Below are 12,546 nucleotides of genomic sequence, written 5' to 3'. Positions count from 1 at the left end.
TTTATACGTTCCGGTTCCTGCGCTGCTCTTCACCTTGCTGACGGCCTCTCGCGACGGGTCGTAAACCGGTTTACGCCAGCTGAGGTTGGTATTCAAAACCCCACGCCGTGGGGTTTTCTCTCTTGATGGTGTGATGGTCGCAGGCGCTGATGCGGCGATCATCATGACAAACAGTCACCCTTTTACAGGAGATCCCCATGATCGAAGTGACCGAGGTTTCCATTGCCGAGCTGCGTGCCGCGCTCGAATCAGGCCGCACCACAGCGGTCGAACTGGTCAAGGCCTATCTGGCCCGGATCGAGGCCTACAACGGCCCCGAGACTGCCACCAAACTCAATGCCGTGGTGGTCGCCAATCCCGATGCGCTGAAAGAGGCCGAGGCTTCCGATGCCCGCCGCGCCCGTGGCGAGACCCTGAGCCCGCTCGACGGCATCCCCTACACCGCCAAAGACAGCTATCTGGTCAAGGGGCTGACCGCTGCCTCCGGCAGCCCGGCCTTCAAGGATCTGGTGGCCCAGCGCGATGCCTTTACCGTTGAGCGCCTGCGTGCCGCCGGTGCCATCTGCCTTGGCAAAACCAATATGCCGCCGATGGCCAATGGTGGCATGCAGCGCGGCGTCTATGGCCGTGCCGAGAGCCCCTACAACGCCGACTACCTGACCGCGCCGTTTGCCTCCGGCTCCTCCAACGGCGCCGGTACCGCCACCGCCGCCAGCTTCTCCGCCTTCGGTCTGGCGGAAGAGACTTGGTCGAGCGGCCGCGGCCCCGCCTCCAACAACGGTCTGTGCGCCTACACCCCGTCCCGTGGCGTCATCTCGGTGCGCGGCAACTGGCCGCTGACTCCGACCATGGATGTGGTGGTGCCCTATGCCCGCACCATGAACGATCTCTTGGAAGTGCTCGATGTAGTGGTCGCCGACGATGCCGACACCCGTGGTGATCTGTGGCGCCTGCAGCCCTGGGTGCAGCTGCCCAAGGCCTCTGAAGTGCGTCCGGCTTCCTATCTGGATCTGGCTGCCAAGGCCGATGCCCTCAAGGGCAAGCGCCTCGGCGTGCCGCGCATGTTTATCAACAAGGATGAACTGGCCGGCACCAGCGAAAACCCCGGTATCGGCGGCCCGACCGGTCAGCGCATTCATACCCGCGAGACCGTGATCGCCCTCTGGGAAGATGCGCGCAAGGCGCTGGAAGCCGCTGGCGCCGAAGTCATCGAAGTGGACTTCCCGCTGGTCTCCAACTGCGAAGGGGACCGACCCGGCGCGCCGACCGTGTTCAATCGCGGCATCGTGAGCCCGGAGTTTCTCAACGACGAGCTGTGGGAGCTCTCCGGCTGGGCGTTCGACGACTTCCTGCGCGCCAACGGCGATCCCAAGCTCAACAAGCTGGCCGATGTCGATGGGCCGAAGATCTTCCCCCACGACCCGGGCACCCTGCCGAACCGTGAGGGCGATCTGGCGGCGGGCATGGACGAGTACGTCAATATGGCCAAGCGCGGCCTGAAATCCTGGGACGAGATCCCCACAGTGCCGGACGGTCTGCGTGGACTGGAGAAGACCCGTAAGCTGGATCTGGAGGACTGGATGGACGGGCTCAAGCTCGACGCCGTGCTGTTCCCGACCGTCGCCGACGTGGCCCCGGCTGATGCGGATGTGAATCCGGCCTCCGCCGATATCGCCTGGAGCAATGGCATCTGGGTTGCCAACGGCAACCTCGCCATTCGCCATCTCGGCGTGCCGACCGTCACCGTCCCCATGGGGGTGATGGCCGATATCGGTATGCCGGTGGGCCTGACCTTCGCCGGTCGCGCCTATGACGACAACAACCTGCTGCGCTTTGCCTCGGCCTTCGAGTCCACCGGCAGCAAGCGTATGGTGCCGCCACGCACGCCGCCGTTGGGGTGAGTTCTTTAGCTAGATAGGCAGAGCTAGTTCGGCAATAACGAAAAAACCACCCATATAGAGGGTGGTTTTTTATTTTCCAATATTTTTACTGAGCACGTTAATCTGCAACATAAACACCATTGTTTTTAACGTAATCAAGAGCGAAATTTTACTATGAAAAAGAATTACGGTTCAATGAAATTACGGTGAGGGTATTTTCTTTTTAATTCAGCGAGTGTTTGTGTAAACATACCTTGAATTAATGTCTTTACGTTTGGAACGTTAATGTAAATTTCATTCGTTAGTTCTGTAAGTGAGGGAAGTAGTGATTTCCCTACAATTCCCTCTAACTCATTTAAAGTGAATTCTTCATCATGTCTAAATAAGCTATGCATTTTGCTGTGATACTGGTTTATATATACTTCATTCCTAGTCGAAATCGTGTGAAAAAGCGACTTGAAGTTTCGCTGGCTGCGGTCTAACTCAGCGAGCAACTGCTCATTTGGGGAGGATAATAAAAATAAACACTTTTCTATATCTATAACATTTAATAACGTTTCATCTATGCGATAGGCTGGTAATGCTAAAGCTCTCTTTGCTTCATCAATATTCATGAATTTAGACGAATTTAATTCGTACAGAGATATGATGGTCAATTGTCTGTCTAAAATAAAAGCTATATATTTTAGATAGTTCACTTCTCGTTCTTCTTTTTCTTCTTGTTGTTTATAGAATATGTTTAATATTGTTAATATGGCTGCCAAAGCACCAGCTGAGCCTAAGAATGTTCCAATATTATTTAACACAACTAAAAAACTACTTGATGTATCGTATGAGTATGCAAAAAAAACGGCTGATATGTAGAACCCTAAAAGAACAAAACAGATATTTAGTGAGTGCTTTTTTATGAATGAGTTCACAATGTTCCCTGTGTGTTTTGATTTTTGATACTCTCTATATGATATATCGGTTGCTATAAATTTATCCATAAATATATGGATTATTATAATTTTAAATTAAGAACCGTAGGCTCGAATAGCGAAGCGTATTCGGACTTTCGCGAACAGGTCGTGGCCGAGAAGGTTGCCGGTATTGCCATGACTCGGTGCGTGGCGGTATGCGGACGATTACGCTGTGCTCATCGACCCTACATTATGTGGCTTATTGTTACCTCCCCCTCATCCCCGGCCCTTCTCCCGCAAGGGGAGAAGGGAGCAAATATGCTCCGCTGCTTGTGCGTTGGCTCTGTGGTGCGGGTGAATATGAGTGGCTTGGAATTGGCACGGGCCATCCCCTCTCCCTCGGGAGAGGGTTAGGGTGAGGGGTCGCAATCTGTGCTGCTGGTTCGAATAACGCAGCGTATTCGATCGTTCGCGAACAGGAGGTCGCTGCCGATTCCCCCTGATTTTTTCTGAATTCCACCTGACTTCCCCCAGACTTCACCCTCTCTTCACACAACCTCATTTTCCCCTCACAAATCCCCCGTATCTTCTGCCCACTGCTTAAAAGGCCCGGCTTGCCACAGGGGTGGCGAGGGGGTGGTTGGTTCGAGGGAGCAAGATGATGAAAGGTTGGATGAAGTGCGGATTGGCCGGGGCCGTGGTGCTGATGGCGAGTTTCTGGGGCGGCAGCGTGCGGGCGGCGGTGATCGAGCTCAAGCAGGTGAGCGGCCCTGTCTATGTGGTGGAGGACAACTACTACGTCAAAGAGAACTCCATGGTCTATTTCGGGGCCAAGGGGGTGACGGTGGTGGGGGCGACCTGGACGCCGGATACCGCCCGCGAGCTGCACAAGCTGATCAAACGGGTCAGCAGCAAGCCGGTGCTGGAGGTGATCAACACCAACTACCACACCGACCGGGCGGGCGGTAACGCCTACTGGAAGTCCATCGGCGCCAAGGTGGTGGCGACCCGCCAGACCCGGGATCTGATGAAGAGCGACTGGGCCGAGATTGTCGCCTTTACCCGCAAGGGGCTGCCGGAGTATCCGGATCTGCCGCTGGTGCTGCCGAACGTGGTGCACGATGGCGACTTCATCCTGCAAGAGGGCAAGGTGCGCGCCTTCTACGCGGGCCCGGCCCACACGCCGGACGGCATCTTTGTCTACTTCCCCGACGAGCAGGTGCTCTATGGCAACTGCATCCTCAAGGAGAAGCTGGGCAACCTGAGCTTTGCCAATGTGAAGGAGTATCCGCAGACCATCGAGCGGCTCAAGGCGATGAAGCTGCCGATCAAGACGGTGATCGGCGGGCACGACTCGCCGCTGCACGGCCCCGAGCTTATTGATCACTACGAGGCGCTGATCAAGGCGGCGCCGCAGTCATAACGGCTGCGCGACAGATTGGCAGCAAGCCTTGCCATTGCTGCAATCAGCAGCCATAACGGCACACCACAAAAGGCCCGCTTTCAGGAAATAAGCGGGCCTTTTGCGTTTGCGGTTTTTTGGTGGCTGTGAGTGCGTGGCATTAACGCTGTTCAAGGGAGGGAGGCTTTCATAAGATGGCCCTCTCTCTTTTCCCTGAAAGCTATCCATTTTCGTTATGCAATACGCCTCTCTTGCGCGCCTCAAGCAGGCCTTTATCACCGGGATGTGGGCCTCGCTGGTCAGCATCGTTATCGGCTTCGCCTTCAAGGTGTGGCTGGCGCAGTGGGTCGCCAAGGGGGAGCTGGCGCTGTTCAACAGCGTGGTCGATTTGATCTCCCTCTCCTTTATCCTGATGACAGGTTTTCGCTCCTCCATGGTGGTGAGCTATTCCCAGACCAAGAACGATCGGGACATCATCAATATCTTTCGCTACTTCCTTATCGGCATCGTGCTGCTCACCTGGGGGGCGGTGATCCCCTATATCAAACACGGGCTCCATATCCGAGTGGAGTATCTGCAACTGGTGGGGGTCATCTTCGGGCTGGGGCTCAAGGTCTACTTCACCAATCTGGTGGCCATGTACCGGATGTATCAGCTCTCCAACCGGGTCACCTGGCTGGAGCCGCTGGCCAACGGTCTGCTGTTTATGGCCTGCTACTTTGGGCTCGGGATGGATGCGCTCCCTTCGCTCTTCTACGGGCTGACCTTCTCGTCGCTCGCCATCGCCGGTTATATGTATGTTTCGCGCCGCCGGGCCATCGCCACCAAGCCGCTCGCCAAGGTGGCGCTCGGCCCCGAGATGGTGAGCTATGTGAAGAAGAGCTTTACCGCCTCGCTGGAGGCGGGGGCCAGTATCCTGATGATCTACATCACTGTGCTGCTCACCATCCGCCACTTCAGCATCGACGAGCTGGGGGATTTTCAGGTGGTGGTGCGTCCCATCTTCACCTATATGACCACCTTGTTTGTCTTCCCCATCTACCGCTTTGTACTGCCTGAGCTGGCGGTCAATCTGCGCAATGGCGATCACCGCCAGATCAGGATGATCCGCCGCTGGATCTTCCGCCTCTCCGCCATCGTCAGTCTGGCCTTCTTTGGTTTGATGCTGCTGGCGGGCAAACCGCTGGTGTTGCTGTTCTTCCCCGCCGACTACGTGGGGGCGGTGCCTGTGCTGTTCCACTTCTCCATCTTCTTCATTTTTATGATGCTCAACGGTTATCAGCTCGCCTATATCAAGGCTCACGGTCACTTTACCCGGAGTTTGCTGATCCGGCTGGCAGGCATAGTGGCGCTGGTCGCCGCCTACTATCTGGTGGCCGAGTTCACCGCCAACGTGGTGGCGATTATCGTGGCGCTGGGGCTTGGCTATATGGTGATGTTTATCCTCTCGACCCTGGCGGAGCGGCAGATCTTGCGATCCCTGCCACTGGTGTTGGCGACCCGCTAGGGTGCTACTCGCCAAGAGCAGGCTCCTGTCAGATAACAAAAAACGCCCGTGCGGGCGTTTTTTTATTGGCGGCGCAGGGCAGGCTTAACGCTTGCCCTTGCCACCCTTGTTGCCAGCGAGGGCCTGCTTTCTGGCGCGCTGCTTCTGGGCCGCCTTGCTGTTGCGGCGCGGCTCGGGCTCGAAGCGGGTGAGGTCCGGCTCAAAGCCCGGAAACCACTGCTGGGGCAAGCGGGTGTCGAGCACCGCTTCCACCTTCTCAAGCAGCGGTGCATCTTCCGGGCTGAACAGGGTAATGGCGAGCCCCTTATTGCCGGCGCGACCGGTGCGCCCGATACGGTGGACGTAATCCTCGGCCACAAACGGGAACTCGAGGTTAATCAAGTAGTTGAGAGCGCTGATATCGAGGCCGCGGGCCGCCACGTCGGTGGCAACCAGCGCCTGCAGGGTGCCGGTGCGAAACTCCAGCAGCACCTTCTCCCGAGCGCTTTGCGACAGATCGCCGTGGAAGGCCAGCGCATTGATGCCCGCCTTGCCAAGCTGCTGGGCCAGCTTGTCCGCCCCCTGTCGGGTACGGCTGAAGATAAGTGCCGGTGCCCACCCTTTCACTTTCAGCATATGTTCGACCAGCGCCAGCTTGCGATCGCTGTCCACCGTGTAGACCCGCTGTTCCACCTCGGCCGCCGTGGTGTTGCGCGGCGCTACTTCAATCAACTCGGGGTCGCGCAGCAGCACCTTGCAGAGGGCAAACAGGTTGTCGTCGCAGGTGGCGGAGAAGAGCAGTGTCTGGCGATCCGCCGGAATCTGTTTGAGCAGCGCGGTGATCTCGTCCATAAAGCCCATGTCGAGCATGCGATCCGCTTCGTCAAACACCAGATGGCGCAGGCTATCTAGGCTCAATGCCCCCTGACGCAGATGGTCGAGCAGGCGGCCCGGGGTGGCGATCAGGATATCCACCCCGGCTTGAAGCGCCTCTACCTGCGCCGCGATGCTCACCCCGCCGTAGACCAGCGTGCTGGTGAGACCGGTGCCCTGGCCGTAGCGCGCGACACTCTCGGCAACCTGCACCGCCAGCTCACGGGTCGGCACCAGCACCAGCGCGCGGATCGGGCGGGGCTCTGCTTGTGGCTGTTGTAGCAACTGCTCCAGCAGCGGCAGCACAAAGGCGGCGGTCTTGCCGGTGCCGGTCTGGGCCCCCGCCATCAGATCCCGCCCCGCCAGAATGACGGGGATGGCGCGAGCCTGAATGGGGGTCGGCACGGCATAGCCCAGTTCGGTCAGGGTCTGCTGCAGACGGGGGGAGAGGGCCAGTTCGGCAAAAGAGGCAATGGACATAGAAGGCACCAGTCGGGGTTATCGCGGCCAGCGGCCACGATGCAGTGAGTGATCGTGGCCGCGATGGTAACAGAAGCTGGGGGAGCGGCAGAAGGCGGCTATACCTCTGCGTCGTCCGGCAACGGGCGGATCAGCCGGATCTTTTTGCCCTCATAGCAGGCGATGTTGTGTTTGCCGTGTTGTTTGACGTGGTAGAGCAGCTCGTCGGCCAGATGCACCGCCTCGGTGACGGTGAGGTAGTCGCGAATGCGGATCACCCCGGCGGAGAAGGTGATGGGGGTGGGCAGCTCGGGGATCCCCAATGGTCGATCCAGCAGGCGGCCAGCTGAGTGGATCATCATCTCGTCATCCTCCATCCCCTTGAACAGCACGATAAACTCCTCGCCGCCCCAACGGATGGCGCTGTCCACCTTGCGGATATTGCTTCTAAGGTGGCGGGCAAAGGCGACCAGTGCCAGATCCCCGACGCCATGGCCATAGGTGTCGTTGATTGACTTGAAGTTGTCGATATCGAGGATCATCAGATAGTCGTGCTCATGGAGCAGACTCTGGCAGAGCACATCTCTGCGTGGCAGCCGGGTCAGGTGGTCGGTGTGCGCCAGGGTGCGCAGCCGCAGGTAGATCTGCTTCCAGGCCACCATGCCCAGCAACAGCACGATGAGATAGACCTTGAAGGCCGCACTTTGAAGGGCCAGCTTGACGAAATCGAACCAGCTGTAGGACCACTTCAGATAGAGATCATCCCCCGCCTTGGTGCGCATAAAGGGTTTGCTCAGGCAGAGATGCCTGGGGCGGCAGGGCTCGGCGGCTTCAAACGATATGTTGGTGCGGGTCGGGTTGATGGTGTCGAAGGGTCGCAGCACATCGTTAAATGCTTCATCGACGGCGATATCGATACCGAGCAGTCCGTATTTGTAACCGCCGCGCCCTGACTGATGAATGAAGGGGAAGTACATCACTATGGTGTTGCGCATGCTGAAGCTGTCGATCTCGATATCGGAGACAAAGGCCTCATCGGCGCTGCACAAAGGGCGGCCGGGTGCAAAGCTGGCGCAACCGAAGTAGTGATACCAGGCGGGCAGTGTCATCAGATCCACCTTGATCGGCGCTAGTCTGGTGGGCAGCACATTGTTGTCGGCCACCATGCCGATCAGCCGGTAGTCATTCCAGATGGTGTAGATATTGATCACCTCCGGATAGGAGAGGGCATAGCGGAAGGTGTTGAGGATATTGGCTGCCGGGTATTGCAGCGGAATATCGGCAAAGCGGTATTTGCTTTTGAGGTCATACCCGTAGAGATAGTCGCTGCCGATGCCATTCGGGGGCGGTGGCTGATCGAGCAGATGGTGTTGTGCCAGATAGCTGGTGATGTTCTCCACCTTGAGGATCTTGGCTCGCTGGTAGAAGACCTCGAACACGTTCTTCTGTCTGGCGGTGATGAGATCCATGTCGTGCTGGATAGTGAGATAGGTGTAGTAGAAGACAATGCCCAGCCCGGTCAGGGCGAGCAGGGCTAATCCGGCCACTTTGACGATGAACTGGCGAGCACACGCCGATGGCCAGCGCAAGGCTGGGAGGTTACCTGAAAATAAGGTCATAGGTGTCTGGTTAGAGTACCGATAGGGGCGCGGGCGCCATACGGGCAAAGTATACGCGAAGGAAATCCCGACAGGATCCACCGACAAACCTTGCCAGAAGCTGAAGCCCTCACCACTTATTTATCCCTACTCCACGATCAGCACGCTCTCGCTGGCCAGATGGTGCAGCCACTCCCTGACGATCAGCAGCACGGCGGCAAAGTGCTCGTCACGGGGTAGCTGGTTGGCGGCGAGAGGATCCCCTTCCGCCATGGCGGCCAGCTGGCCAAAGGCTTGCTCCACCAGATCCCGATCGAGCTGGTTGTCCCCCAGCACTTCGGCCAGCGACGGCTGGCTGCGCAGGGTCAGCTGCAAGCCGGGCGGGATCTGTGGGGCGATGCGCATCAGCTCATCTTCCACCACCATGATGGCCCGCTCCAGTTCGAGCGGGGTGGGTGGCGCGTGGCGAAACGGTCCGGGCTGGATGGCGTGGGTGCCAAAGGCCAGCGGGTAGTGTGACGGGGCCGCATCTGGCTGGCTCAGCCAGAGCTGACTGCTCTGTTCACCAATCTCCAGCAGCAGGGTCATCATCTCCGGTACGGGTTGTGTCATGGTGCTGAGCTCCTGTATTGTAAACGTTTTCTCATTCTGCCTTTGATACCCCTGCTGCCGACGTTTGGCGAGCACAATTTCTGCGAGTCGTCCCTCACTTTGTTGCAAACCCCTTGCAAAAAAATCCATTGGTGGCAGTCTGGACGTCTAAATGGCCATTGCCGTTTCGTTATCCTCAGATGATTCAGGAGTTCAGATATGGATATTCGCACCGCTCCCCGCGCCATCGCGCTCGCCCTCATGCTGGCTAGTGGCATCGCCGTCGCCAACGAAGCGCTGGTGATCCAGACCGACTTTGGCCTCAAAGATGGCGCCGTGTCGGCCATGAAGGGGGTTGCCTTCGGGGTGGATCGCACCCTGCCGCTCTATGACCTGACCCACGAGATCCCGGCTTACAACATCTGGGAAGCCTCCTACCGCCTCTACCAGACCCTGCAGTATTGGCCCAAGGGGACTGTGTTTGTCAGCGTGGTTGATCCCGGTGTCGGCACCGAGCGCAAGTCAGTAGTGCTCAAGACCAAGAGCGGCCACTACATCGTGACCCCAGATAACGGCACCCTTACTCTGGTGGCCGAGCACTTCGGTATCGAGGCTGTGCGCCAGATTGACGAGAAGCTCAACCGCCTCAAGGGCTCCGAGAAGTCTTACACCTTCCATGGCCGCGATGTGTACGCCTATACCGGCGCACGGCTCGCCTCCGGCGCCATCAGCTACGAGCAGGTCGGCCCGCTGCTGCCCGCCGAAGTGGTGAAGATCCCCTATCAGCCTGCGGTAGCCGAGAAAGATGGCACCCTCAAGGGCACCATCCCGATCCTCGATGTGCAGTACGGCAACGTCTGGACCAATATCGATGATGCCCTGCTGACCAAGGTGGGGATCAACAAAGGGGATACAGCCTGCATCAAGATCCGCGAAGGGGATGTGGTCAAATATGACGGCAAGGCGCCGTACGTCAGCAGCTTCGGTGACGTGCCGGAAGGTCAGCCGCTGGTCTACCTCAACAGTCTGCTGCAGGTGTCGGTGGCGCTGAACATGGACAGCTTCGCCGCCAAACATCAGGTGCAATCCGGCGCCAACTGGCATATCAGCCTGAAGAAGTGCTCCTGACCCGCACATATATAAGTAGAGATAGAAACAGCAACGGGCGCCTCGGCGCCCGTTTTGTTCTCTGGTAATAAAGAAAGGGATCAGAACTCGTTGGAGAGCGCCTTGTACCCTTTGACCAGATCGATATTGGTATGGGCCACGTCCTCGGAGAACTCGGCGGCATCTACCGAGACCCGCGGGATATGGGTCAGATCGCTCTGCTGGTTGATGCGGGTGGTGGAGGGGACGTAGAACTCCGGCGGCAGATCGCAGCCATCGATCACCGAGTTGTGACGCACCACGGCACCGTCACCGATATGGCAGTTGAACAGCACGCTGTTGAAGCCGATAAAGACCCGGTTTCCCACTTCGCACGGCCCGTGGACGATGGAGCGGTGGGCGATGGAGGTATACTCGCCGATGGTGACGGCGGCACCGGATTTGGAGTGGATCACCACGCCATCCTGAATATTGGAGTTGGCGCCGATGACGATGGGTTCCATCTCGCCGTTGGCATCCACTTCGTCGGCGCGGATCACCGCATAGGGGCCGACAAAGACATTCTCTTTGATGATCACTTTGCCGCAGATGATGGCGGTCTTGTCGATATAGGCGGATTCGTCGATGACAGGCAGATGGCCGGAGGGATTCTTGCGGATCATGTTACATCCTGTGGTTGCTTGAAATGATGCGGTGGCGCACCCGGCGCCAGGATGCCAGCTTACGCCTCGTTATTATCCGGTGAAACCCCGAAGTGGTCTGACCCTTGTCGCAAGCCTTGGCGGGATCACTGTTTCCACGCGCTGGAATATGGGAGCATTGCAGCCATTCCCGAGTTGGTTTAAATGGACACATATAGATGAAGAAGATGATTGCCCTGTTGGCGGGTGGTTTGTTGCTCTCCTCGGCCGTGCAGGCCAAAGGGGAGGCGGGGGAGTTTGACTATTACGCCATGGCGCTCTCCTGGTCGCCCGAGCATTGCGCCGTCAAACCGGCCGATCGGGACCAGTGTTCCCGCAAGCTGGGGTTTGTGCTGCACGGTCTCTGGCCTCAGTACGATCGCGGTTATCCCAGCAACTGCACCCGCGAACGGCTCAATCCCGATATGGAGAGCGAGTTTGCCGACCTCTACCCCAGCCGCTTTCTCTATCGCCATGAGTGGGAGAAGCACGGTACTTGCTCCGGCTTGAGCCAGCAGGCCTTCCATCAGCTGGCAAGCGATCTGCGCCAGAAGGTGAAGATCCCGGCGGCTTATCAATCCCCGGAAGAGCCTCTGCGCAAAACCAGTTTCCAGCTCAAGGCCGATCTGGCGAGCGCCAACCAGTGGCTGGCTCCCGACAACATCACGGTGGCGTGCGCCGATGGTGGCCGCTTCCTGCGGGAGATCTACATCTGCGTCAATAAAGAGGGAACGGATGCGGTCACCTGCTCCGCCGAGATGCAAAAGCGTGAGCGTCGCTCCTGTGGTCAGCCGGACTTCCTGCTGCGCAGTGTGCGTTAAGCCTCCACTCTCTCCATCGGGCCCCTTGCGGGCCTGATGTGTAACCACGGTTATCGGAAAGGAGTCTGACAGATGGATGGCAACAACTGGTTTGGCCCGCAAGAACGGGCAATGTTGCTCGGGGTGAAAGGGGTAGGGCCGACCGTTATCGGGCGGCTCGAACAGCTGGGCTACCATACCATACCCTGGCCGGATTGGCCGAGGCCGACACCACCCATATCGTCCAGCTGGTGGCCAGCATGCTGGGCTCGACTTGCTGGCAGAACAACCCGCAGGCGCGCAGTGCTATCGACGGCGCCATTGCGCTGGCCCGCGCACATCTGGCGGCGGATGCGACAAATGGGGTGAATGGATGAGCCTCTTTACCGAACTGGGGATGCGTTATCCCATCATTCAGGCGCCGATGGCCGGTGTGCAGGGAAGCGAGCTGGCGCTGGCCGTGACCCGTGCGGGCGGCTTGGGCTCCTTGCCTGCCGCCATGCTCACGCCAGCGGAGCTGCGCAGCGAACTGGAGCGACTTGCCCAAAGCGGCCTTGGGCCATTTAACATCAACTTCTTCTGCCATCGGCAACGGGAACCTGATCCCGTTGCTCTGGCCCGCTGGCAGCAGCGGCTTGCTCCCTACTACGCCGAGTTCGGCGTACAGCCCCCAGCTGTTACGACGGCGCCAAGCCGTGCACCTTTCAAGGAGGATCATGCCGCCATGGTGGCTGAGTTCAGACCGGCGGTGGTCAGCTTCCACTTCGG

At 58.4% G+C, this 12,546-nt stretch carries 11 protein-coding genes and 1 pseudogene (1 of these 12 only partly in view); 7 read left to right on the top strand and 5 right to left on the bottom strand.

Annotation, left to right across the window (positions count from 1 at the left end; translation table 11 throughout):
* The first annotated feature begins 197 nt into the window (after positions 1–197).
* Positions 198–1,901, top strand: coding sequence for an amidase (locus ACTG1K_RS20445; protein ID WP_440006554.1), 1,704 nt, complete (start codon positions 198–200; stop codon positions 1,899–1,901).
* Between the two features lie 164 nt (positions 1,902–2,065).
* On the opposite strand, the gene ACTG1K_RS20440 is transcribed toward ACTG1K_RS20445, so the two are convergent.
* Positions 2,066–2,869 carry a hypothetical protein gene (locus tag ACTG1K_RS20440; RefSeq protein WP_440006553.1) on the bottom strand — a complete coding sequence of 268 codons (804 nt, stop codon included), beginning with the start codon at positions 2,867–2,869 and terminating at the stop codon, positions 2,066–2,068.
* Between the two features lie 571 nt (positions 2,870–3,440).
* Here ACTG1K_RS20440 and cphA point away from each other — a divergent pair.
* Positions 3,441–4,205 (top strand): CphA family subclass B2 metallo-beta-lactamase, encoded by a 765-nt coding sequence (cphA, locus tag ACTG1K_RS20435; protein ID WP_440006551.1) that lies wholly within the window; start codon positions 3,441–3,443, stop codon positions 4,203–4,205.
* A gap of 214 nt (positions 4,206–4,419) precedes the next feature.
* A complete protein-coding gene (locus ACTG1K_RS20430) occupies positions 4,420–5,691 on the top strand; it encodes a hypothetical protein (RefSeq protein WP_005362755.1) in 1,272 nt (423 codons plus the stop codon).
* Positions 5,692–5,775: 84 nt separating this feature from the next.
* Here ACTG1K_RS20430 and ACTG1K_RS20425 read toward each other — a convergent pair whose 3' ends face one another.
* The 3 genes from ACTG1K_RS20425 to ACTG1K_RS20415 form a co-directional block, all read right to left on the bottom strand.
* On the bottom strand, positions 5,776–7,023 hold the full coding sequence (locus tag ACTG1K_RS20425) for a DEAD/DEAH box helicase (RefSeq protein ID WP_440006550.1): 1,248 nt from the start codon (positions 7,021–7,023) through the stop codon (positions 5,776–5,778).
* Positions 7,024–7,121: 98 nt separating this feature from the next.
* Entirely contained in the window at positions 7,122–8,591 is a 1,470-nt protein-coding gene (locus tag ACTG1K_RS20420; RefSeq protein ID WP_429151474.1) for a GGDEF domain-containing protein, read from the bottom strand.
* Between the two features lie 156 nt (positions 8,592–8,747).
* A complete protein-coding gene (locus tag ACTG1K_RS20415; RefSeq protein WP_194494672.1) occupies positions 8,748–9,212 on the bottom strand; it encodes a hypothetical protein in 465 nt (154 codons plus the stop codon).
* Positions 9,213–9,410: 198 nt separating this feature from the next.
* On the opposite strand from ACTG1K_RS20415, the gene ACTG1K_RS20410 reads away from it, so the two are divergent.
* Positions 9,411–10,319 carry an SAM hydrolase/SAM-dependent halogenase family protein gene (locus ACTG1K_RS20410; RefSeq protein WP_440006548.1) on the top strand — a complete coding sequence of 303 codons (909 nt, stop codon included), beginning with the start codon at positions 9,411–9,413 and terminating at the stop codon, positions 10,317–10,319.
* A gap of 80 nt (positions 10,320–10,399) precedes the next feature.
* On the opposite strand, the gene ACTG1K_RS20405 is transcribed toward ACTG1K_RS20410, so the two are convergent.
* Positions 10,400–10,960, bottom strand: coding sequence for a gamma carbonic anhydrase family protein (locus ACTG1K_RS20405; protein ID WP_005343397.1), 561 nt, complete (start codon positions 10,958–10,960; stop codon positions 10,400–10,402).
* A gap of 197 nt (positions 10,961–11,157) precedes the next feature.
* Between ACTG1K_RS20405 and ACTG1K_RS20400 the strand changes: the two genes are divergently transcribed.
* From ACTG1K_RS20400 to ACTG1K_RS20390, 3 genes and pseudogenes are all read left to right on the top strand, one after another.
* Positions 11,158–11,799, top strand: coding sequence for a ribonuclease T2 family protein (locus ACTG1K_RS20400; protein WP_139474418.1), 642 nt, complete (start codon positions 11,158–11,160; stop codon positions 11,797–11,799).
* A 72-nt stretch (positions 11,800–11,871) separates the two neighbouring features.
* A pseudogene (locus ACTG1K_RS20395) lies at positions 11,872–12,155 on the top strand (helix-hairpin-helix domain-containing protein).
* A protein-coding gene (locus ACTG1K_RS20390) for an NAD(P)H-dependent flavin oxidoreductase (RefSeq protein WP_440006545.1) crosses the window boundary here: on the top strand, positions 12,152–12,546 show its start. 652 nt of this gene lie beyond the right edge of the window; 395 of the gene's 1,047 nt are visible here — the first part of the coding sequence; the start codon lies at positions 12,152–12,154; the stop codon falls past the right edge of the window. Before ACTG1K_RS20395 ends, ACTG1K_RS20390 begins: the two are co-directional and overlap by 4 nt.

Origin of the sequence: Aeromonas sp. 102P (assembly GCF_051920345.1) — a bacterium.
Lineage (GTDB): Bacteria > Pseudomonadota > Gammaproteobacteria > Enterobacterales > Aeromonadaceae > Aeromonas > Aeromonas veronii.
The sequence above is the reverse complement of the archived record's forward strand: the minus strand, read 5'-3'. Positions and strand labels throughout refer to the sequence as shown.